This is a genomic window from Thiosulfativibrio zosterae, from assembly GCF_011398155.1.
Lineage (GTDB): Bacteria > Pseudomonadota > Gammaproteobacteria > Thiomicrospirales > Thiomicrospiraceae > Thiosulfativibrio > Thiosulfativibrio zosterae.
In genome coordinates, this window is sequence record NZ_AP021888.1 from 1,458,007 (window position 1) to 1,479,662 (window position 21,656).

23 protein-coding genes are annotated in these 21,656 nt (G+C 41.8%); 1 reads left to right on the top strand and 22 read right to left on the bottom strand.

Annotated features, from left to right (window positions below; all coding sequences use genetic code 11):
* Positions 1–19 precede the first annotated feature (19 nt).
* Complete coding sequence (locus THMIRH_RS06710; RefSeq protein ID WP_173291357.1) at positions 20–1,222, bottom strand: SPOR domain-containing protein; 1,203 nt, start codon at positions 1,220–1,222, stop codon at positions 20–22.
* Between the two features lie 73 nt (positions 1,223–1,295).
* On the opposite strand from THMIRH_RS06710, the gene THMIRH_RS06715 reads away from it, so the two are divergent.
* A complete protein-coding gene (locus tag THMIRH_RS06715; protein ID WP_173291358.1) occupies positions 1,296–1,457 on the top strand; it encodes a hypothetical protein in 162 nt (53 codons plus the stop codon).
* Positions 1,458–1,465: 8 nt separating this feature from the next.
* Here the strand turns inward: THMIRH_RS06715 and THMIRH_RS06720 are convergent, their stop codons facing one another.
* From THMIRH_RS06720 to gyrA, 21 genes are all read right to left on the bottom strand, one after another.
* Positions 1,466–1,852, bottom strand: coding sequence for a YchJ family protein (locus tag THMIRH_RS06720; protein ID WP_173291359.1), 387 nt, complete (start codon positions 1,850–1,852; stop codon positions 1,466–1,468).
* Complete coding sequence (locus THMIRH_RS06725) at positions 1,849–3,210, bottom strand: MATE family efflux transporter (RefSeq protein ID WP_173291360.1); 1,362 nt, start codon at positions 3,208–3,210, stop codon at positions 1,849–1,851. Before THMIRH_RS06725 ends, THMIRH_RS06720 begins: the two co-directional genes overlap by 4 nt.
* 19 nt (positions 3,211–3,229) lie before the next feature.
* Complete coding sequence (locus THMIRH_RS06730; protein ID WP_173291361.1) at positions 3,230–3,556, bottom strand: hypothetical protein; 327 nt, start codon at positions 3,554–3,556, stop codon at positions 3,230–3,232.
* Positions 3,557–3,672: 116 nt separating this feature from the next.
* Positions 3,673–4,266 (bottom strand): NUDIX domain-containing protein, encoded by a 594-nt coding sequence (locus tag THMIRH_RS06735; protein ID WP_173291362.1) that lies wholly within the window; start codon positions 4,264–4,266, stop codon positions 3,673–3,675.
* 21 nt (positions 4,267–4,287) lie between these two features.
* Positions 4,288–5,373 carry an alanine racemase gene (alr, locus tag THMIRH_RS06740; protein WP_243831398.1) on the bottom strand — a complete coding sequence of 362 codons (1,086 nt, stop codon included), beginning with the start codon at positions 5,371–5,373 and terminating at the stop codon, positions 4,288–4,290.
* Positions 5,374–6,801: a replicative DNA helicase gene (gene dnaB, locus THMIRH_RS06745; protein WP_173291363.1), complete on the bottom strand. Its 1,428-nt coding sequence runs from the start codon at positions 6,799–6,801 to the stop codon at positions 5,374–5,376.
* A gap of 137 nt (positions 6,802–6,938) precedes the next feature.
* On the bottom strand, positions 6,939–7,391 hold the full coding sequence (gene rplI, locus THMIRH_RS06750) for a 50S ribosomal protein L9 (protein WP_173291364.1): 453 nt from the start codon (positions 7,389–7,391) through the stop codon (positions 6,939–6,941).
* A gap of 18 nt (positions 7,392–7,409) precedes the next feature.
* A complete protein-coding gene (locus THMIRH_RS06755) occupies positions 7,410–8,297 on the bottom strand; it encodes a DUF2232 domain-containing protein (RefSeq protein ID WP_173291365.1) in 888 nt (295 codons plus the stop codon).
* Positions 8,298–8,328: 31 nt separating this feature from the next.
* The gene (gene rpsR, locus THMIRH_RS06760; protein ID WP_173291366.1) at positions 8,329–8,556 is read right to left on the bottom strand and encodes a 30S ribosomal protein S18; all 228 of its coding nucleotides are present in this window, start codon (positions 8,554–8,556) and stop codon (positions 8,329–8,331) included.
* The gene (gene rpsF, locus THMIRH_RS06765; RefSeq protein ID WP_173291367.1) at positions 8,549–8,899 is read right to left on the bottom strand and encodes a 30S ribosomal protein S6; all 351 of its coding nucleotides are present in this window, start codon (positions 8,897–8,899) and stop codon (positions 8,549–8,551) included. The genes rpsR and rpsF overlap by 8 nt, the downstream gene beginning before the upstream one ends.
* A 170-nt stretch (positions 8,900–9,069) precedes the next feature.
* On the bottom strand, positions 9,070–9,765 hold the full coding sequence (gene pyrF, locus THMIRH_RS06770) for an orotidine-5'-phosphate decarboxylase (RefSeq protein ID WP_173291368.1): 696 nt from the start codon (positions 9,763–9,765) through the stop codon (positions 9,070–9,072).
* A 30-nt stretch (positions 9,766–9,795) separates the two neighbouring features.
* Positions 9,796–10,131, bottom strand: coding sequence for a lipopolysaccharide assembly protein LapA domain-containing protein (locus THMIRH_RS06775; protein WP_173291369.1), 336 nt, complete (start codon positions 10,129–10,131; stop codon positions 9,796–9,798).
* Positions 10,132–10,247: 116 nt separating this feature from the next.
* The gene (locus tag THMIRH_RS06780; RefSeq protein WP_173291370.1) at positions 10,248–10,553 is read right to left on the bottom strand and encodes an integration host factor subunit beta; all 306 of its coding nucleotides are present in this window, start codon (positions 10,551–10,553) and stop codon (positions 10,248–10,250) included.
* Between the two features lie 98 nt (positions 10,554–10,651).
* Positions 10,652–12,316, bottom strand: a complete 1,665-nt coding sequence (rpsA, locus tag THMIRH_RS06785) for a 30S ribosomal protein S1 (RefSeq protein ID WP_173291371.1) — start codon at positions 12,314–12,316, stop codon at positions 10,652–10,654.
* 213 nt (positions 12,317–12,529) lie between these two features.
* The gene (gene cmk / locus THMIRH_RS06790) at positions 12,530–13,204 is read right to left on the bottom strand and encodes a (d)CMP kinase (protein WP_173291372.1); all 675 of its coding nucleotides are present in this window, start codon (positions 13,202–13,204) and stop codon (positions 12,530–12,532) included.
* Positions 13,205–14,542, bottom strand: coding sequence for a 3-phosphoshikimate 1-carboxyvinyltransferase (aroA, locus tag THMIRH_RS06795; RefSeq protein ID WP_173291373.1), 1,338 nt, complete (start codon positions 14,540–14,542; stop codon positions 13,205–13,207). It lies immediately after the preceding gene.
* A 29-nt stretch (positions 14,543–14,571) separates the two neighbouring features.
* Positions 14,572–15,480: a prephenate dehydrogenase gene (locus THMIRH_RS06800; RefSeq protein WP_173291374.1), complete on the bottom strand. Its 909-nt coding sequence runs from the start codon at positions 15,478–15,480 to the stop codon at positions 14,572–14,574.
* Positions 15,473–16,582, bottom strand: a complete 1,110-nt coding sequence (hisC, locus tag THMIRH_RS06805; protein ID WP_173291375.1) for a histidinol-phosphate transaminase — start codon at positions 16,580–16,582, stop codon at positions 15,473–15,475. Before hisC ends, THMIRH_RS06800 begins: the two co-directional genes overlap by 8 nt.
* A 14-nt stretch (positions 16,583–16,596) precedes the next feature.
* Positions 16,597–17,709 (bottom strand): prephenate dehydratase, encoded by a 1,113-nt coding sequence (gene pheA, locus THMIRH_RS06810; RefSeq protein WP_173291376.1) that lies wholly within the window; start codon positions 17,707–17,709, stop codon positions 16,597–16,599.
* Between the two features lie 21 nt (positions 17,710–17,730).
* The gene (serC, locus tag THMIRH_RS06815; protein WP_173291377.1) at positions 17,731–18,795 is read right to left on the bottom strand and encodes a 3-phosphoserine/phosphohydroxythreonine transaminase; all 1,065 of its coding nucleotides are present in this window, start codon (positions 18,793–18,795) and stop codon (positions 17,731–17,733) included.
* Between the two features lie 74 nt (positions 18,796–18,869).
* A complete protein-coding gene (gene gyrA, locus THMIRH_RS06820) occupies positions 18,870–21,503 on the bottom strand; it encodes a DNA gyrase subunit A (RefSeq protein WP_173291378.1) in 2,634 nt (877 codons plus the stop codon).
* Between the last annotated feature and the right edge of the window lie 153 nt (positions 21,504–21,656).

The following is a 21,656-nucleotide window of genomic DNA, read 5'->3' on the forward strand; positions in this document are numbered from 1 at the left end:
CCCGATTACCTTCAAAAGACTATTCAACTCTGACCGTCAAGTCTTTGATTTTTCTAACCCAAGGAGAGATATTGTGGTTAGCCTTTAAACTGTTGGCAGCTTTATCTGCTGCTTGTCGTTCGTTAAAACTGCCTACCAACAAAACATAAGAAGTTACGTCGTTTCGTGTTTGAGGAATAATTTTGGCATCTGCCAACCCTTTTTCATCTTTCATTTTTTGTGCCGACGCATAATCCGCTAAGCTGGCTAACTGCAAGGTAAAATTAAACGCCGGTTCATTCATCAGCCAATTCACTTCAGGAGAATAATTTTTTAAAGGATCTGAAGGTTCTTGAGGTTTTTCAGGCAACTTAACGGTTTTAACCAATTTCACCAAAGGTTGATCTAGCGTTTTAATACTGGGCGCCTGTGGCTCATTGATCGTTAGCGGCTCAAAGGTTTTTTCAGAGGATGCTTCTTTTGCTTTAGGTGACAAAACGGATTGAGATGCATCATTTTCAGCAGGCGAGGCTATTTTTAAAAATTGCATTATCAACTCTAGCTTACTGTCGATTTGCTCGGTATACACTTTTAACTTAGCATCGAGCACTTCATTAGTGACTAAATTACCGGCGTTAGCAGCGACTAAAACTTCTGACGCCTGTTCAACCGGAACAGCCTGAGCAGCTAGTGGCATTGCCGGTGGATTTTTAATCAATTCTGCTTGCTGCGCTTTTAATTGATTTAATTCTGTTTCTAAGGCGGCTACTTTTTCTTTTAAAGCATCAAAAGATTCGGTTTTACCGCCAGTAATCACGGTATTTTTTAACTCAGCAACCTGAGCCTGCATTTCAGTGAAGGCTTCATTCATATTTTTATTAGTCGCCATCACCTTTTGTAATTCGTTATGAATACTGGTGTATGCAATATAGAGAACACCCAAAATCGTCAACAACAAAGACAGCATAATAATCACGCCAAAAAAAGACGCCTTTGAGGTGGCTGGCTTATTGGTTGACTTAGCCGCACTGGCAGCAGCATTAGCGTTTCTTGGGGCGGCGGTATTTCTAACAGGACTTGTAGGCATAACTTCCTCTGCGGCATTTAACCAGTCTTTAAGTGTGTGTTCTACGGGAGCATCAGCATTTGTGCTGCGTTGACTGGAAAACTGTTGTGCCTGCGACTCTATGGCTTGCAGGAGTTCAGCGCGTTCTTTTTCCAGTTCGGAGATGGTTTGTGCCATTTTTGACTAAAATTCTATATTGAAAAGTGCCTTTATTGTAGAATGTTTAGCTTTAAAAGGAAAGGGATTCAACATGGAAAGTATCGGTCTAGACGAGGTAGGAAATGCGCTTCTAATCACATTGGGGTTATTAGTCGTTTCTATCTCAGTAGTGACTTTGGCGATGTGGGGTGTTTATCGTTTTTTTAAAACGAAAAATGATGACAAGCATTCAAACGAGCCAAAATCTGAGTAATTAAAGGTTTAAAAAATTTCCCCATCAATGTACATCCAGTGGCCAGCAGAATCTTTCTTAAACTGGCTCAATTCTTCTAAGATGCCTGATTCATTTGGCTCTAAACGATAACTGGCTTTAAAATGAACTTGCCCTCGTTTATCTTTGATTTGCCCCTTAACCACTTCAACAATTTCTAAACCTTGCCAAATAAGCCCTTTTTCAAACGAAAATTGACCAGGCCTGGTTGTTTTTGCCCAGGTTTTCAGCAAATAATCCGCATTTTGCAGCGCAAAAGCACTGTATCTTGAGCGCATTAAGGCTTCAGCTGTGCGCGGCCAAAGCGTTCCTTGATGGTAAGGTTGGCAACAATTTTGATAAGACTCATTCGAGCCACAAGGACAGAGTTGCATCATGACGCCATCTCCAACACAGTTCGTTTCATTAATTGTCTTAATTGAAAAGTTAAGATAACGGCTGCAAAGAAAATGCCAATAAAAATGCCCAACCAAAATCCTTCAACGCCCATGGCTGGCACTAAAATATCCGTTAAGGATAGGACATAACCCATTCCCAAACCTATCAGCCAATAACTGACAAATGTCACGACCATGGTAATCTTAGTATTATGTAATCCTCGCAACGCGCCGGCACTGGTCGACTGAATAGAATCAAAGACTTGATACGCTATCGCATAGAACAATAATATTAACGCCAATTGAGACACCGCTGCATCACTGGTAAACCAACCAACAATCGTTTGATTCAGTAGGTAAGTAAACGACATTAAAATCAAACCGACCGCTAAGGCTATCGCCATAGACACTTTATATACGCTCAGTAGACGCACTTTATTATTTTGACCATAAACGGTTGCAATTCGCACGCTCACCGCCATCGACAAACTTAAAGGCACCATAAAAACCAGTGAAGAATAACTCAAGGCTATTTGATGTGCAGCAATCACTACCGATCCTAACTGCGCAATAAACAAGGCAATTAAACTGAACAAACTCACCTCAAATAATAACGCTAAGGTATTGGGAATGCCCAAAGTGAGAATGCTTTTTATCGCCGAAAAATTGGGTTTTTCTAAAAGTTTGTTTAAGTATTGGCGTGTTTCAAATCCAGACAAGACATACCCAAGTCCAACCAAAAACATTGACCACATGACTAAACTACTGGCAATACCACAACCTGCCGCACCCTGAGCCTCAATGGGACCCAGTCCATAAATAAATATCGCATTCAGCGGAATGTTAATAAGCAATGCAAAAAAACTAATCAGCATGGTAGGCAGGGTTTTACCCAACCCTTCCCAAAAAAATCGAAGCGCCTGAAATAATGCGATGCCAGGCAAGCCCCAAGCAATATAGGTTAAATAATCTAAGGTCAGCCTAAAGACTTCGGGTTCTAAAGATAAGGAAAGTAGCAAAGGTTTAAGGTTTAATAACACTAGAGCCGCAATTGCCCCCAAAGGCAAAGCAACCCAAAGCCCTTGAATCAAAAACAGCCTAATTTGTAGATGATCTTGCTTGCCATAAGACTTAGCAATTAAAGGCGTTAAGGCCAGCAAAATACCTGTTGGAACCATAAATATCGGCAACAGAATACTGCTCCCTAACCCTATGGCTGCTAAATCATGCGTGCCCACCCAACTCGACATAAGCGTATCGACCACACCTAAACTGGTGAGCGCAATTTGGGCTAAAAATATCGGAATGGCTAACTGTATCAGCAGTTTGGCTTCTTGAATAAACTCAGCTCTTTTCATTGAGTAGCAGACATCGACATTAAACTTTATGACTCAAATCGTCAGATTTTTTAGGGTGTTCCATTTCTGCGGCATCTAAAAAGTCATCAGATTCTTCATCTAAATTTGTGTTTATGTGAATGATTGTGTGTGGAAAAAGTAAAATCACTAACAACTTTATTGACCAATACAAGAATGCATAAATGACGATTGCAAAAACCAATACAACCGGTAAGCCCAAGAGCAAATCCACCATTAAAGCCTTGCCTGCAAATACATTTTCTAAAAAAGACTTATGAATAAAACTGAAATATAGCCAATATAAGACCGTTCCCCAACTAATCAGGGAGGCTAAAAAATGAAACATGGGCGACAAACGCGCGTTTCTAAACAAACACAACATAAACGAAAATCTCAATTAAACCAGATACTCATCAACCTAGGCTGAATGAGTTAAAAAGGGAACTCTTTGAATGCCGTCAATTAAACGGCTAACTTTTGAAAAAACAGCCATTGCAAACCAATCAGCGTGCTGGCAACATTAAATTCTGCGGCCATTAAGCGTTGCTTAGCTTCAGAAAAAGACAGTTTCACCAAGCGAATATCTTCATGATCTTCTGCCAAACCTGCATAATCTGGAACCAGTTGGGCATCAATTTCAGCGGCAAACAAATGCAACACTTCATCACTCCCACCAGGACTGGGATAAAACTGATAGATAGGTTCAAATTCAAGTACCTGAATACTGGCTTCTTCTTGGCATTCTCTAACGCAAGCATCATAAGGCTTTTCACCGTGATCAATCATGCCAGCTACCGGTTCTAACAACCAAGCATTATTAGGATTTTCATAAGCGTGCATTAGAGCACCCGCTCGGCATTGTTCTACCAGAACGACCTGTTGGGTTGCCGTATCGTACAACAAAACAACCACTGCCTGACCCCTGCCAAACAATTCTCGGCTAATAATCGGCGTCATTCCACCTTGAAATAAACTGTGTTTAAATTCGATACAATCGATTTTAAAAAAACCATCATAGCCGCGCTTTTTGGAAATAATTTCTAATACTTTATTCATTGTCTGATTTCTCTGATTGAATTAAGAAGCACGAACTTCAATAATAGGAACGCGTGCCGTGACACCACACAACAATTCATAAGCAATGGTTGAAGCATGCTTGGCCACCTCATCAACGGGTAAACCTTCACCCCAAAGTATGGCTTCATCGCCAATTTGAACGCTATCAGCTAGGTCTGTTAAATCGACGGTAATCATATCCATAGATACTCGCCCGATCAAAGGTACGCGTTTTCCTGCCACTAAAACAGGTGTTCCCGATACGGCATGTCGTGGATAGCCATCTCCGTAGCCAACGGCTAAAACACCCACAAAAGATTTTTTAGTAGCCTTCCAGGTTTGTCCATAACCAACCGACTCACCCGCTTCTATCCATTTCAAACTGGTGACTTCCGTTTTTAAGGTCATCACAGGTTTTAAAGGGGATAATTGCTGACCTGTTGATAAATCACCCGCCCCATAAAGCATAATACCCGGGCGCACCCAATCAAAATGCGCCGCGGGCAAATTTTGAATCGCCGCAGAATTGGCTAAACTTTTGGCGCCATTCATTCCTTGCGTTAGTGAATTAAAACAATCTAATTGCTCCAGAGTAAACGCTGTCGATTCACCTGCCGATGCAAAATGCGACATAGTGATAATATTAGGCTGAACCTTGAGTGTTTGAAGCTTTTTAATGACCTTTGGAAAATGCTCTGGTAAAAAACCCAAACGGTGCATTCCAGTATCTATTTTTACCCAAACATTTAACGGTTGAGAATGATTTAAGCGCATCAGCCAGTCGAGTTGATGTTCGGAATGAATCACAAAATCTAGACGGTGTTGAATAACCAATGCAAATTCGGACTCACAAAACAGCCCTTCCAGTAACAAAATGCGATGCAAAAAACCCTTATGACGCAACTTAATCGCCTCATCAATAGAAGCAACACCAAACGCATCAGCCATAGAGAGTTGCTCAGCAACCCTTGTCATGCCATGACCATAACCATTGGCTTTAATCACCGCTAAAATCTTAGACTTAGGCGCAAAAGCTCTTACCTGTTTTAAGTTAGATTTTAGTGCTTCGAAATTAATAAAGGCTTTAACGGGACGATAGTTCATCATCTAATAACCCTGGTCTGGCACATTAAAACCAGCATGATTTTCAAATCTTGTGTATTTTCCAATAAAGGTGACTCTAACCGTGTCTAATGGCCCATTACGATGCTTACCAATAATAATTTCTGCCGTACCCTTATCTTCGGTATCAGGATGATAAACCTCATCTCTATAGATAAACAAAATCAAATCCGCATCCTGCTCAATGGCACCTGATTCACGCAAATCGGACATAACGGGACGCTTATTAGGGCGCTGCTCCAAGCTGCGATTTAACTGAGATAAGGCAATCACGGGAATATTTAATTCTTTGGCAAGTGCTTTAAGTCCTCTCGAAATCTCAGAAATCTCATTGACGCGGTTATCATTGCTATTAGAACCACGCATAAGTTGTAAGTAGTCAATCACCACCAAACCTAGGCCGGTAACTTTAGACTCAGGATTTTCAAACCCCTCTTCAGTTGCCTTTTTAAGTTGTTTGCTACGCACATCTTTATCAATGCGTCTGGCTCTGGCTCTGAGCTCTGTAATCATCAAAGCTGGCGAGTCATCAATATAAACATCTGCGCCGGATAGAACACTGACAGCCTTGTTTAATTTTGGCCAGTCATCTTGTTCAAAGCGCCCAGTTCTCATGCGCTGCGCATCAATTTTGCCGATAGAGCTAATCATACGCATGGCCAATTGTTCGCCGGGCATCTCCATACTGAATACCGCGACAGGCGTGCCATTTTTGGTGGCGATATTTTCAGCCAAGTTCATTGAAAAGGTTGTTTTACCCATAGAAGGACGACCCGCAACGATGATTAAATCACCTTTTTGCAAGCCAGAGGTGATCTCATCAAACTTGGTTATATGCGTTTCTAGCCCAGTAATGTTTCCGTTAGAGTTAAACAACTCATCAATCTTGACTATCGCCGACTCCAATAGGGTTTCCATGGTTTTATATTCGCGTTGCTTGCCAGAATTATGCTCAGCAATCCGCATAATACGAGATTCAGAAAAATCTAGAATTTCTCGAATATCCTTACCTTGGGGGTGGTAACAAGTTTCTGTAATCTCATTACATGAAGTAATTAATGAACGCAATATGGACTTTTCTCTGACCAACTGTGCGTAATAAAGAATATTGGCGGCACCTGGGGTGTTTTGCACCAACTCAACCAAATAGCCCTTTTGACCTGCAACTTCAAGCAATCCACTTGAGGTTAAAGATTCAATGACGGTGACTATATCAAAAGGCTTGTTTTTTTGATTTAGGTCAATAATCGCGCCGAAGATCACTTGATGTTGCTTAGTATAGAAATCAAATTCATTCACAATCACCGCAACATCTTCTATCTTTTCATTAGACAGCATCAAACCGCCCAATACCGATTGCTCAGCGTCGATGGAATGTGGTGGCGTTTTAAATAATTCTTCGTTATTGTTCATAATCGGGTCTATGTGATAAGGGTGTTTATTATAACGAAATTCAGGAAACAGATGAGTGACACTGCTGATTTAACCAGCAATTAATCTAGACAAAAAAAATGGAGCCGAAGCTCCATTTTTTGCAAAACAATTGAAAATTAAGCTTTAGTTGCTTTAACTTCAACCGTGATTGACGCAACCACATCAGTGTGTAATTGAACATCAATTTCGTAAGTACCCACATGACGCAATGCGCCTTCTGGCATACGAACAGCTTTACGCTCAACTTCAAAACCAGAAGCAATCAATGCATCAGCAATGTCATGCGTTCCGATAGAACCGAACAACTTACCTTCGTCACCAGCAACAGACTCAACAGCAACTACTAAACCGTTCATTTTTTCATAAACAGCTTGTGCATTCGCTAAAGCTTCAGCAGCTAATTTTTCTAATTCAGCACGACGCGCTTCAAACTCAGCAATGTTTTCTTTAGTTGCTGGCTTAGCTTTTCCTTGCGGAATCAAAAAGTTACGCGCGTAACCAGATTTAACAGTAACATTATCACCTAAGTTACCTAAGTTTTGTACTTTCTCAAGCAGAATAATATTCATAGCTCAAACCTCTAAAATTTAATCTTTTTGCAATCGAACACGGACATTCATCCAAATATCCAAAAGTCCAACCGTGGCTAAAACCAAAAGTGTTTGTGGAAACAACAACAATAAAACATATAAGCCTACTAGCCAGCCTGTGTTTAAAGCTCTTTGATTGACAGCAAAATGAATAATTGCCAATCCCTGAAACATTAAACCTGCCATCAGAACACTTGATAAATCTTGTATCAAATTATTGCCATCTAAAACCAGCCCTAGCACAGCAAAAACAACCGTGACATAGGCGACATTTTTAGGCAGTCTAAGTTGATAAAAATCTTCTCTAAAGCGACCTGGATAATACAACTTGCTTTGCCACCAACGACCCAACAGCACTATTGAAAACCAAAGTGTTACTGCAAAAATAGCCATTAACAAGGTAATCATAGATACCATTTGAGTGACATCCAACTCTTTAAAATCAACGCCTGCCTGCTCTAAGAGCGGGGCCAGTTGAGTGTTATAAAGTTGAATCCACCAGGCTTCTGTATCACCAACCATCAAATGAAAGCCGATAACCAGAAGCCCAACTAACATCATGATGGCATTTAATGCCAGTGCCAAAGAGTTAGTATTACGAAGAACGACGGAAGCAATCCATACTGGGAGCATATACTCCATAATGGAAACCAAACCCGGCCAATAACTTCCTAACATGGTCGTTGATAGTAAAATACTGGTGGCACCAGCGACTATCAATGTTTTTAACCCTTCAATCACCCCAATTCTAAGGGTTACCAGTGCAATTAAAGCACCAACAATAACACCAAATGGGGCTAACCAAACGGTCAGCGCTGAAAATACCAGGGTTGCAATAAAGGCTTGTGTAGCCCCTTTCATCGAAAAACTTGCAACTGCTAACATTTCAACCCCTTACTGCAGTTCTACAAACTTCTTATTTGTGTTGATCTGTGTAAGGCAACAACGCAATATAACGAGCGCGTTTGATAGCTGTTGCTAATTGACGCTGATATTTTGCACTTGTTCCAGTAATACGACTTGGAACAATTTTGCCAGTTTCAGTAATATAACTTCTTAAGATATCTAAATCTTTGTAGTCAATCTCTTTGATTCCATCAACTGTAAAACGACAGAATTTCTTTCTACCAAATCCTCTAGCCATTGTAAGCTCCTTGACGTTTTTCTTCTTTTTTACCTTGGAATACTGAAGGTTCAGTAACCGCTTCGTTACGCTTAATAATCATATTGCGTAAAACGGCATCGTTGTAGTAGAACAAGTTTTCTAGCTCTTTAAGCTCTACTTGACCACATTCGATGTTCATTAGGATGTAATGAGCTTTGTGTACTTTGTTGATTGGGTAGGCCAATTGACGACGACCTAAATCTTCAAGACGGTGAACTTTTCCACCTTTTTCTTCAATAACACCACGGTAGCGTTCAACCATTGCAGGTACTTGTTCGCTTTGATCAGGGTGAACTAAAAATACGACTTCATAATGACGCATTCAAATCTCCTTTTGGATTAAAAACAGCCCCCTGGCCTAATTAAAAAATCTTTTTAAAAATGAACCAGTGAAGCAAGGATTTCGGGCAACTTGCCGAAAGCGTGGATTATACCCATTTTGTAAATTTTAACAAGCTAAAATCTTAAAAAAACAGGTACTTAAATAGAGTTTTAGGCAATTGATTGATTGATTTGGTCTAACACTGCACTTGGATCATCCGCTTGAGTAATTGGTCGCCCCACGACAAGGTAATGTGAACCCGCCTGCATCGCTTCAGCGGGCGTCATGATACGCTGCTGATCATTAGCATCACTGCCTGCTGGACGAATCCCCGGAGTGACCAAACAAAAATCTTTACCCAACTCAGCTTTCAGAATTGAGGCTTCTTGTGCAGAACATACCACACCGTCCAAACCTGCTTTTTTTGCCAAACTCGCCAAACGCAACACATTCTCTGCGGGTGTTCCGGCAAGCCCAATTTGCTGTAAATCCTCTTGCCCCATACTGGTTAAAATGGTCACTGCAATTAAAATTGGCGGCTTTTCAAATTCTGCTAAAGCATTTTTAGCAGCCGTCATCATTTTATAACCCCCTAAGGCATGAACATTGACCATCCATACGCCCATTTTGGCTGCTGCTTGGCAGGCTTTTGCGACCGTATTTGGTATATCGTGATACTTTAAATCTAAAAAAACATCAAACCCTTGCTTAATAAGGGCTTCCACAAATTGTGGACCACCGACAGCAAACAATTCTTTACCAACCTTTAGACGACAACTCTTTGGTGAAACGGTGGATACAAAATTAAGCGCTGATTCAATCGTATTAAAGTCAAGTGCTATGAGAACTTTGGGATCTAACGACATGGTTTTTAAGCCTTTGTAAAATTATAAAAATCAATTTAAAGTTAAATTCTGGCTGGTTTCTAAAGATTTTTGACCAACCTTAAACTGTGTTATTTCTTTGGTTAATTGAACGAGCTGATCTGCTTGTTTTTGATTTTTTCTGACTTGCGCCTTGAGCAACCAACGCATTTTTAATACTTGTGCAAATACAATTAAAGCACCCAATAAAGCACCTAAAACCAAAGTTAAAGCGAGCAGCACTGATAAAGGTAACTCAAAAACAGCAAAAAATGCATCAAACTTGACCAAGGTAGGATTTAAAACCCCCAGCGCCAAACCAAACAACAAAACGCCTACAGTCACGATTAAAGATAAAATTTTCAACATAATTGGTCTATTTCTTCAATAAAAAAAAAGGATACAACGGAAAATCCATTGTACCCTTTTTTAAATTAAGGAGCGAATGATGCAAACCTAATTACATCTATCAAACCTTTAAAAAATCACTTTATGATATCGGTGTTATCTTTAGAAGCATCTACCCCTTCACGCAAGGATTTACCTGGCTTAAAGTGCGGTACACGCTTATCACTCAGCTCAACCTTTTCGCCCGTTTTAGGGTTACGACCAACTCTTGCTTTGCGATGATGCAAACTGAAACTCCCGAAACCGCGAATTTCAATTCTGTCACCCTGTGATAATGCATCTATCATAGAGTCTAAAACTTGATTAACTGCAAGCTCAACATCCTTCTGACTAAATTGAGTTTGTTTTCTTGCAATCAACTCTATCAATTCTGACTTGGTCATGCCATTTTCTCTATCTAATCATTAGAAAGGTGACAGGTGCAAATTTAATAATGAGCACCTGACCAAAACGACCCTTCTGAAGGGTACCTCAGGGTTGATTAACCTTTAAGGTCTTTCAACAAATCACCTAGCGTATTGCTAGAAACATCAGTAGAAGCAGAGTAATCTTTAATAGCATTAGCTTCTTCTTGTGCTTCTTTCGCTTTTACAGATAATGAAACTGAACGATTTTTGCGATCGATGTTGATGATTTTAGCTTCAACTTCATCACCTTCTTTCAACACAGTGCGTGCATCACGAGTATCTTCCATCAATTCAGAAGCGCGAAGGTAACCTTCAACTTCTTCACCTAGGTAAACAACAGCGCCTTTCTCATCAACAGAAGTCACTTTACCTGTAACGATAGAGTTTTTACCGTTAGTGCTGACATACTGTCCAAAAGGATCTTGCTCTAACTGCTTAAGACCTAAAGAAATACGCTCACGCTCAGGATCGATAGATAGGATGATTGTTTCTAATTCATCACCTTTCTTGAAATCACGAATGGCTTCTTCGCCAGTTTGTGACCAAGAAATATCAGTTAAGTGAACCAAACCATCGATGTTACCTTCTAGACCTAAGAAGATACCGAAGTCAGTGATAGACTTGATGTTACCAACAATCTTGTCACCTTTGTTGTGAGTTGCAGAGAAAGCTTCCCAAGGGTTAACAGTACATTGCTTGATAGACAAAGAAATACGACGACGCTCTTGATCAACATCTAGAATCTTAACGTTAACTTCTTGACCCAAATGAACCACTTTAGATGGGTGAATGTTACGGTTAGTCCAATCTAGTTCAGACGTATGAACCAAACCTTCAATACCATCTTCGATTTCAATGAAAGCGCCGTAATCAGTAATGTTAGCAACCTTACCTTTTACTTCAGCACCCATTGGGTAACGAGCAACCATATCAGACCATGGATCATCAGCCAATTGCTTCATACCTAGAGAAACACGGTTTTTCTCTTTGTCGAACTTAAGAACTTTAACATCAATCTCGTCACCCACTTGGATAACTTCTGAAGGATGGCTAACACGACGCCATGCCATGTCAGTAATGTGTAATAGACCGTCAATACCGCCTAGGTCGATAAATGCACCGTAGTCAGTTAGGTTCTTAACGATACCTTTTAGAACTGTGCCTTCTTCCATTGTGTCTAGTAACGCATCACGCTCTGCAGAGCTTTCTTGCTCGATAACAGCACGACGAGAAACAACAACGTTGTTACGCTTACGATCTAATTTAACTAATTTTGCTTCAACTTCTTTACCTTCTAGGAATCCGAAGTCACGGATAGGACGAATATCCACAAGAGAACCTGGCAAGAAACCACGAACGCCTTGAACATCAACCGTTAGACCACCTTTTACTTTACCAGTAACAAATGCAATAACAGTTTCTTTAGCTTCAAGAGCCGCTTCAAGAACATCCCAAGTCTTAGCGCGTTTCGCTTTTTCGCGTGACAAGCGAGTTTCACCGAAACCATCTTCTAGGCTTTCTAGGTAAACTTCTACTTGATCACCTACAGCAACTTCTAGTTTGCCGTTAGCGTCTAAGAATTGTGATTTTGGAACTGCTGACTCAGACTTCATGCCTGCATCAACAAGAACGGTTTCTTTGTCGATACCAACAACAGTACCGATAATTAATGAACCAGTTTGGAATCTGACTTGTTCGTCAGATTGTTCGAATAACTCAGCGAAAGATAATTCACTCATGGATAATTTACCAACATTTTTTCAAACCGTGTTTTTCTTCTGATTGGGGTTTCCAAAACAACAACGGGTCAATTATTAAAAGGTGCATTTCCCAATTAATGCAACCGAAAAATCTGTAAAAACAAAATCCCCGTTTAGGCAAACCCCAACGAGGATTATTAACTTTTATTATCAATGAGTTAAGTTAATTCGCTTATCACTCAAAGAAAAACATCATTTTAAAATGCCTGCTTTCCATAATAAATCAATGGCCTTATCGCACACTTGATTGATGGATAACTCGCTGGTATCTATAATCACCGAGTCACTGGCAGGCACTAAAGGCGAGGTGGTTCGAGTACGATCTCTTTCATCTCTAGCCATAATGTCCGAAGTTATCTGTACAATATTAGCACTAACCCCTTGAGATTTCAACTGATTTACTCTTCTTTCTGCACGAACTTCGGCAGAAGCTGTTAAAAATATTTTAACGGGGGCTTGTGGAAAAACAACGGTTCCCATATCTCGGCCATCAGCCACTAAGCCAGGCGCCATCGCAAATCCTTTTTGGCGTTTGAGTAAAGCCGCGCGTACCTCCGGAATTGCCGCCACTATAGAGGCAGCAGCAGCCACTTCTTCATTGCGCACTTTAGAGGTGACATCTTCACCCTCATAAATAATTGAGGTATCGACAAATTTAACGGGTAAATTTTCTGCTAAATTGACCAGGCCTGGTAGATTTTCCGCTGAAATATTGGATTTTAAAGCGCCAAAGGCTAAGGCGCGATAAATCGCCCCACTGTCCAATAAATTAAACCCTGTTTTACAACACAAGTATTGCGCCAAGGTCCCCTTACCGACCCCACTAGGGCCATCAATCGCAATGACTGGATGTGATAAAGCGTCCATTTATGCTTGCTCCGCAGTGACTTTTAAACCGACTTGATTGGCCAGGGTTAAAAAAGTTGGGAAAGAAGTATTCACATTCGCACAATCTTCAATCACCACTTCAGACACTGCCGTTAAACCGGCAATGGTCATCGCCATTGAAATACGGTGATCGTGATGACTTTGAATCTCATCTTTCTGAACTTGTTGCTTGCCACCCACAATCACCATACCATCATGGGTGGGTTGCGCGTGAATCCCAACGGCATTTAAGGCATCCGCCATAACTTGAATACGATCGGATTCTTTAACACGTAACTCTTCAGCGCCAAATAAAACCGTTTTACCTTCAGCCGTTGAGGCTGCAACAAACAACACCGGAAACTCATCAATGGCTAACGGAACCAAATCCTCAGGGATTTCAATACCTTTCAGAGGCGCATAACGCACATGCACATCTGCCACAGGTTCGCCACCGACAGTTTGTTCGTTTTCAAGCGTAATGTCCGCACCCATTAGTTTAAGAATATCGATAACACCCGTGCGGGTTGGATTAATACCAACATGCTCAATCACCAAATCAGAACCAGGTGCAATTGATGCTGCCACCATAAAGAAAGCCGCTGAGGATATATCTGAGGGCACATCAATATTCATCGCTGTTAGTGTTCCGCCGCCAGTGACTGTCATTTTTGACGCTGACCCATCAAGCTTTTCCGTGTGCACAGCATAGCCAAAACCATTCAACATTCTTTCTGTGTGGTCACGCGTTGGCGCTGGCTCAATGACTTCTGTTGTACCTTCAGCATAGAGTCCAGCCAAGATTAAACAAGATTTAACCTGGGCACTCGCCATTGGCAAAGTATATTGAATCCCTTTTAAAGGCTGACCTTTTTTTAATTTCAAAGGGGGCATACCGCCTTCTGCGGTATCAATTTCTGCGCCCATCTGTCTTAAAGGATCCGTCACGCGTTTCATGGGACGCTTTGATAAAGAAGCATCACCAATCAATTCACACTCAAAATCTTGCCCCGCTAAAATGCCTGCCATTAAACGCATCGCCGTGCCAGAGTTTCCCATATCCAAAGGCACTGAAGGCTTTTTCAAACCCCTTAAACCCACACCGTGGATTGTCACATCCCCGTTATGAGGGCCTTCAATTTGCACACCCATCGCCTGAAAAGCTTTTAAGGTAGCCAAACTGTCTTCGCCTTCTAAAAAGCCGCTAACATGGGTTACACCTTCGGCAATCGAACCCAACATAATACTGCGATGAGAAACAGATTTGTCACCCGGCACTCGAATACGACCTTTGATTGAACCACCAGGTTGGACTTTAAAACGGACATTTTTAGACATAATTTTCCTCAAACCTTACTCTTAATACTTCACGATTGAATGGGTTGTTTATTGACAATATGGGCATCACGAGCCGCTTTAGCACTGGCAAATAATTTGTATAAGGCGTCGCCATCTTGTTTTTGAATCAGCTCGCTCATGTGACGCAAAGCTTGTTGGTAGTTTTCTAACCATTTTAAAACGGCATCACTATTAGTGAGTGCTATGTCGCGCCACATGGTGGCATCACTGGAAGCAATACGCGTAAAATCTCGAAAACCGCCAGCGGTGTACTGAAATATATCACCTAACTCTTTGTGCTCGTTAAGCATATCCACTAAGCCAAACGCTAAAATATGGGGCAAATGACTGGTCGCCGCAAAAACTTCATCGTGAACATGCGATGGCATTTCTGTCACTAGCGCACCACAAGCTAACCAAAGCTGGCGAACCAATTCAACGGCTGCAGGATTTGTATCAGCCAAAGGCGTTAAGATCACCCGATGTTTTTGATACAACATCGCATCAGCCGCTGTCACGCCACTTTTTTCTTTTCCGGCAATCGGATGCCCTGGGACAAAATTAGCAGGAACTTTTCCATAAACGGATTCAACCGCACGAATGACCGCCATTTTAGCGCTGCCAGCGTCGGTCACTATCGTTTGTGGCTCTAAAAAAGGTTGCATGGCTTGCAGACTAGATGCCATTGCACCTAGGGGCACAGCCAGCATCACCAAATCTGCCCCCTTCACGGCACTTTCCATAGACAAGCTGTAACTGTCAATCACACCCAAGGCAACCGCAGTTTTTAAATTAGCCTCATTTTGACCAAAACCAACGATATTTTTAACCAGGCCTGTCTGCTTTAATGCTAAGGCAAAAGAGCCGCCAATTAAACCGACGCCTACAACCGTGAGCTTATCAATACCTTTAAACTCAGAAACTGCCGAATCAAGCATACAACGACTTTAAACTTTTAAGTACATCAATAAAATGCTGATTTTCAGCCACAGAACCAATCGAAACACGCAAATGATCAGGCATTTTATAACCCGCCAAAGGGCGCACAATAACACCCTGCTTTAGTAAAGCTTGGTTAATTTCTGCCGCCAGACCCGGCTTTTGCGCAAACTCCACACACACAAAATTGCCATATGAGGGAATATAATTTAACCCCATATCCGCAAAGGCATTAACCATTTGCTGCATGCCGACCTTATTTAAAGCGACACCCTTATTAACAAAGGCTTGATCTTGCAAAGCCGCCACTGCGCCAACCTGCGCAAACTGATTAATATTAAAAGGTTCGCGTAAACGGTTAAGATAGGCAATCACTTCCTCTGACCCTAACATAAAACCAACTCGCAATGATGCCAAGCCATAGGCTTTTGAAAAGGTTCTTGAAATCAATAAATTAGGGTAAGTTTCTAAATATTCGCGACCATTTGCATAGTCGGCATCCTCAACATATTCGACATAAGCCTCATCCAAAACCACGATGACCTGTTTTGGTACCTGGCTAATAAAAGCCTCCCATTCAGCTCTTCGAAACATCGTGCCGGTTGGGTTATTGGGATTTGCCAAAAACACCATTTTAGTCTTAGGCGTAATGGCTTTTAGCATTGCAGGTAAATCATGCCCCCAATTTTTAGCAGGCACTTCTACACCGGTTGCACCAACGGCTTGCGCACAAATAGGATAAACCGCAAAAGCATATTGTGAATAAACAATTTCATCGCCTGGGCCGGCAAACACACGAGCAGCCAGCTCTAACACTTCGTTAGAGCCATTCCCCAAAGCCACTTGTTGTTCAGTGACCTTAAAAAATTTGGCCAACTCAGACTTTAAATAAAAGGCATTGCCATCCGGATAACGCGCAATATCAGCAAATTCTGCTTGAATGGCTGCTGTCACTTTTAAGCTAGCACCTAATGGATTTTCGTTAGACGCTAATTTAGAAATACGCTTTAAACCCAGTTCACGCTGTAACTCGCTGATGGGTTTTCCAGGCACATAAGGACTAATCCCTAAAATTTGAGGTTGAATTTGATCGCAAAACATAGAGATTCCAAGAATTAGTCTAGAGGAGAAACGGGAAATGAGCCAAGCAACTTATAAAACAAAGACTTATCTTTCACTTCTTGCAAGGCTTCTTGCAATAAAGGTTCATCTTGATGCCCTAAAACATCAATAAAGAAAACATAGTCCCATTTTTTATTAACCGAAGGCGTTGAAATAATGCGCGTCATACTGATTTTACGATTGGCAAAGCTAGCCAACACATCCATCAAAGCCCCTGCCTTATTCGGCATAGACACAATCAAAGCCGTTTTATCAAGTCCACTCGGTGCAGTTTTTTCAGATCCAACAACCCAAAACTTAGTGGTATTGTCTTTTTGGTCTTCTATATTGGCTTCAAGAATATGCAATTCATATAACTGTGCCGCTTGTTCGGATGCAATCGCCGCAAGCGTTGGATCTTCCTTAGCCATTTTAGCGGCCAAGGCATTGGACTCAACAGGCATGAGTTGAACGCCAGGAAAATTATTTTTTAACCATTGTTCACACTGCCCAAGCGCTTGAGGATGTGCAGCAACGCGCTCAATGGTTTCTATGTCGTGACTCACCGAAAGTAGACAATGATGAATGGCTAAGTCCACTTCTCCGCTGATTTTTAAACCCGTTTTAATCAATTCGTTTTGGGTTTGCTTGACTACCCCTTCAGAGGAGTTCTCAACGGGCACTATACCGTAATCCGCTTCACCCTTTTCAACGGCTTTAAAAACATCTGAAATTGTAGAAACTGCTAAAGGATGGGCAGAAGTCCCAAATTGTTTGAGTGCGCTGGAGTGAGAATAACTGCCTTCTGGCCCAAGATAAGCCACTCGAGTCGGATGCTCTAACGCCAAACAGACTGACATAATTTCACGAAATAGTCGTGCCATGTCATTATCAGAAATTAAAGATTCATTGCGTTCACGCACCGCGCGGAGCACCTGCGCTTCTCTTTCAGGGCGGTAAAAAACCGCCTCAACTTTTCCGCCTTGTGTTTTGATGTCAGCAACTTTTTGGGCACATAAAGCGCGTTGCCCTATTAAGTCTTGAATCTGGCGATCAATGGCATCAATGGCATTGCGTATTTCGGTCAGCTGAATTTTTTCGAGTTCTGCCGCTTGGCTATCTTGCATAGAAAAACAGTTCCGTTGTGTTTAAGCGTTTTTAGCTTCAAAGGCTTTTAAAAATTCAACCAAAGCATCCACGCCTTCTTCGGGCATGGCATTGTAGATACTGGCTCGCATTCCACCATAAGCCTTATGACCTTTCAAACTTAAAAAACCAGCCGCTTTAGATTCTTTTAAAAAAGCATCTTCAAGGTCATGATTTTTAAACTTAAAGGTGACATTCATCCATGAGCGAACTGCAGGATCAACTTCGTTATAGTAAAGATTTGAAGCATCAATCAGGTCGTATAATTTTTGGGCTTTGCGTTGATTAATTTGACCAATGGCTTCAACACCACCCACTTCTTTAATCCATTCAAAAACCAAACCGGCTAAATACCAAGAGAAGGTTGCTGGGGTATTAAACATAGATTCGTTATCGTTGTAAGTTGCCCAATTTAAGAGTTTTGGCGTTTCAGGACGAGCATGACCGATTAAATCTTCGCGTACAATCACAATACACAAACCCGCTGGTCCAATGTTTTTTTGTGCACCGGCATAAATCACGCCATAGTCAGACACATTAATCGGACGCGACAAAATGGTTGATGAAAAATCAGCCACAATGATTTTATCGGTTTTAGGAACTTCTTGGAATTCAACCCCGGTAATGGTTTCGTTTTGGCAAATATGCACATATTTGGCATCTTTTGAAAACTGCCAAGTCGATTCTGCTGGAATACTATTTTCATCTTTGCAGACTTCATTCACTTGAATATATCGCTTGGCTTCTGTCATGGCCTTGTCTGACCAAACACCGGTATTAAAATAGTCGGCTGAATCACCTGCTTGCGTTAAATTCAATGGAATGGCTGAAAACTGTAAAGAAGCGCCACCGTGGGTAAACAACACTTTGTAATTATCTGGAATAGCCATCACTTCACGCAAAGTTGCTTCCATGCGGTGTGCCACAGCCATATATTCTTTACTGCGGTGACTGACTTCCATCACTGACATTCCAGAATGATCCCAGTCTAAAAATTCTGCATGTGCTTTGCGCATGACCGATTCAGGCAGCATGGCTGGACCCGCACTAAAATTAAAGGCTCTCATAAAGTTCTCTTTCAAAATAAAATTGCAACAAAGGTGCAGGCGTTTTAAACCTGCACATTTCGTTAATATTGTTATTATTCGGTTTGATCTGTGGTATCGGCTTCAGCGCTGGGTGCATCAGGGTTTGGGGCTTGACTTGCCGCTGTTTCAACAGAAGCGTCTAGGACATCTTCATCAGAATCCTCTTCCATATCGACCACTGCTATACCTACCACCAATTCGCCTTTGCCAACATTAATCAACTTAACGCCTTGGGTGTTGCGTCCAACAATCGACACCTCTGAAATGCGCGTACGCACTAGGGTGCCTTTATTGGTAATCAGCACCAACTCTTGGTCTGGTGTTACGGCAACAGAATCCACCACATTACCATTACGCTCGGATGTTTTGATGGATATCACACCTTGACCGCCACGGTTAATGGTCGAATAATCTTCAACAGGCGTACACTTGCCGTAACCATGTTCGGTGGCGGTCAAAATCAAGGTATTCTCAGAAGCAACTTGCATACTGATGATATGCATATCATCTTGCAGCTTCATACCACGAACACCACGGGCTTGACGACCCATCACGCGCACATCATTTTCATTAAAGCGTATGGCTTTACCGACATTACTGAACAACATAATGTCTTTCGAACCATCCGTCAGTGCAGTACCCACTAATTCGTCACCTTCATCTAGGTCAACGGCAATAATTCCGTTGGCTCTTGGGCGAGAGAAATCAGACAGAGCCACACGCTTAACAACCGACGAGCGCGTTGCCATAAATACGAAATGCTCACCATCAAACTGGCTGACTGGCAATACCGATGTAATGTGTTCGTTTTCATCTAAAGGCAACACATTCACTATGGGCTTACCTTTAGAACCTCGACTGGCGAGCGGCAATTGCCAAGTTTTTTGCCAATAAAGCTTACCTTTATTAGAGAAGCACAACAGCATGTCATGAGTGTTGGCGACAAAAATTTGCCCAACTTCATCTTCTTCTTTCATCTGAGTTGCAGATTTACCACGACCACCACGACGCTGAGCACGATAATCTGATAACGGCTGAGTTTTGATGTAACCATCTTGAGAAAGCGTGACGATTCTGTCTTCTGGGGTAATTAAGTCTTCTGCATCCAAATCTTGATAAGCATGGTCGATTTCAGTCCGACGCTTATCACCATAGTTTGCGACCACTTCTAACAACTCATCACGAACCACTTCGGTTAAACGGTCTGGGTTGCACAAGATTTCAAGATATTCAGCAATTTTAGCCAACAATTCTTTATATTCGGCAATGATTTTGTCTTGTTCTAAGCCCGTTAAACGGTGTAAGCGCATTTCTAAAATCGCTTGCGCCTGAACAGGAGATAGGCGATAAACATCCCCATCTGCACCAAAGCCTTCGGGTAAATCCTCTGGACGCACATCTTTCAATTCAACGCGCTCTAGTAATTCAGTCACCTTACCTATGGGCCATTGGCGCTCTAGCATGCGCTCTTTTGCAACCACAGGACTTGGTGAGGCTTTAATCAATTCGATCATTTCATCGATATTGGTCAACGCCAAGGCTAAACCTTCTAAAAGGTGTGCTTTTTCGCGGGCTTTACGCAATTCATAAATGGTTCTTCGGGTCACGACTTCGCGGCGATGTTTGATGAATGCCGTTAAGACCTCTTTCAAATTCAATAGCTTAGGCTGACCATCTATCAAGGCAACCATGTTAATACCAAACACGGTTTGCATGGCTGTTTGCTTGTAAAGGTTATTGATGATGACTTCAGGGACTTCATTACGACGCAATTCAATCACAATACGCATACCGTCTTTATCAGACTCATCACGAAGCGCCGTGATCCCTTCAATTTTCTTTTCTTTAACCAGTTCCGCAATACGCTCAATTAAACGCGCCTTGTTGACTTGATACGGAATTTCGTAAACAACAATGGTATTCTTGCCAGACTTATCGGTTTCAACTAGAGTTCTGGCACGCATTTGCACGCGGCCACGCCCTGTTTCATAGGCTTCACGAATACCCGCATTACCGTTGATAATGCCATAGGTGGGGAAGTCAGGGCCTGGTAAATAATCCATTAATTCACACACAGTCAAATTGGGATCATCAATCAACGCAATACAAGCACTCACGGTTTCATTGATATTATGGGGCGGAATATTGGTTGCCATACCCACCGCAATCCCCGACGAACCGTTCACCAATAGGTTAGGAATACGCGTGGGCAGCACATTTGGCTCAGACTCAGATTCATCGTAGTTAGGCGTAAAATCGACAGTTTCCTTGTCTAAATCTGCTAATAATTCATGAGCAATTTTAGCCATACGCACTTCGGTATAACGCATGGCGGCAGGTGCATCACCATCAATCGAACCAAAGTTACCTTGACCATCAACCAACATATAACGCAATGAGAAAGGCTGCGCCATACGAACGATGGTGTCATAAACCGCCGTATCGCCATGCGGATGGTATTTACCGATCACGTCACCGACAATACGAGCCGATTTTTTATAAGGTTTGTTCCAGCCGTTACCCAATACATTCATGGCATAAAGCACTCGACGATGCACTGGCTTCAAGCCATCACGCACATCAGGTAGTGCTCTGCCAACGATAACGCTCATGGCATAACTGAGGTAGGAAGTTTTCATCTCATCTTCGAGAGAAATGGGTATTATTTCGCGTGCAAAATCTGACATAGAATAAGTCGTTCTTTGGTTTTAAATGAATTTCGCATTATACCGAAATTTATTTGTAATAATCCACTAAATGCAAGGCCCTAACCCATTCATAGCTTTGCTTTCAAGGTTGTTTAGCAAGGTTTATTTTTCATCAAACGACAAAAACGCTAT

Coding starts and splice junctions, on each gene's coding strand:
- THMIRH_RS06710 (WP_173291357.1), bottom strand. CDS start 1,222: ATGGCACAAACCATCTCCGAACTGGAAAAAGAACGCGCTGAACTCCTG.
- THMIRH_RS06715 (WP_173291358.1), top strand. CDS start 1,296: ATGGAAAGTATCGGTCTAGACGAGGTAGGAAATGCGCTTCTAATCACA.
- THMIRH_RS06720 (WP_173291359.1), bottom strand. CDS start 1,852: ATGATGCAACTCTGTCCTTGTGGCTCGAATGAGTCTTATCAAAATTGT.
- THMIRH_RS06725 (WP_173291360.1), bottom strand. CDS start 3,210: ATGAAAAGAGCTGAGTTTATTCAAGAAGCCAAACTGCTGATACAGTTA.
- THMIRH_RS06730 (WP_173291361.1), bottom strand. CDS start 3,556: ATGTTTCATTTTTTAGCCTCCCTGATTAGTTGGGGAACGGTCTTATAT.
- THMIRH_RS06735 (WP_173291362.1), bottom strand. CDS start 4,266: ATGAATAAAGTATTAGAAATTATTTCCAAAAAGCGCGGCTATGATGGT.
- alr (WP_243831398.1), bottom strand. CDS start 5,373: ATGATGAACTATCGTCCCGTTAAAGCCTTTATTAATTTCGAAGCACTA.
- dnaB (WP_173291363.1), bottom strand. CDS start 6,801: ATGAACAATAACGAAGAATTATTTAAAACGCCACCACATTCCATCGAC.
- rplI (WP_173291364.1), bottom strand. CDS start 7,391: ATGAATATTATTCTGCTTGAGAAAGTACAAAACTTAGGTAACTTAGGT.
- THMIRH_RS06755 (WP_173291365.1), bottom strand. CDS start 8,297: ATGTTAGCAGTTGCAAGTTTTTCGATGAAAGGGGCTACACAAGCCTTT.
- rpsR (WP_173291366.1), bottom strand. CDS start 8,556: ATGGCTAGAGGATTTGGTAGAAAGAAATTCTGTCGTTTTACAGTTGAT.
- rpsF (WP_173291367.1), bottom strand. CDS start 8,899: ATGCGTCATTATGAAGTCGTATTTTTAGTTCACCCTGATCAAAGCGAA.
- pyrF (WP_173291368.1), bottom strand. CDS start 9,765: ATGTCGTTAGATCCCAAAGTTCTCATAGCACTTGACTTTAATACGATT.
- THMIRH_RS06775 (WP_173291369.1), bottom strand. CDS start 10,131: ATGTTGAAAATTTTATCTTTAATCGTGACTGTAGGCGTTTTGTTGTTT.
- THMIRH_RS06780 (WP_173291370.1), bottom strand. CDS start 10,553: ATGACCAAGTCAGAATTGATAGAGTTGATTGCAAGAAAACAAACTCAA.
- rpsA (WP_173291371.1), bottom strand. CDS start 12,316: ATGAGTGAATTATCTTTCGCTGAGTTATTCGAACAATCTGACGAACAA.
- cmk (WP_173291372.1), bottom strand. CDS start 13,204: ATGGACGCTTTATCACATCCAGTCATTGCGATTGATGGCCCTAGTGGG.
- aroA (WP_173291373.1), bottom strand. CDS start 14,542: ATGTCTAAAAATGTCCGTTTTAAAGTCCAACCTGGTGGTTCAATCAAA.
- THMIRH_RS06800 (WP_173291374.1), bottom strand. CDS start 15,480: ATGCTTGATTCGGCAGTTTCTGAGTTTAAAGGTATTGATAAGCTCACG.
- hisC (WP_173291375.1), bottom strand. CDS start 16,582: ATGTTTTGCGATCAAATTCAACCTCAAATTTTAGGGATTAGTCCTTAT.
- pheA (WP_173291376.1), bottom strand. CDS start 17,709: ATGCAAGATAGCCAAGCGGCAGAACTCGAAAAAATTCAGCTGACCGAA.
- serC (WP_173291377.1), bottom strand. CDS start 18,795: ATGAGAGCCTTTAATTTTAGTGCGGGTCCAGCCATGCTGCCTGAATCG.
- gyrA (WP_173291378.1), bottom strand. CDS start 21,503: ATGTCAGATTTTGCACGCGAAATAATACCCATTTCTCTCGAAGATGAG.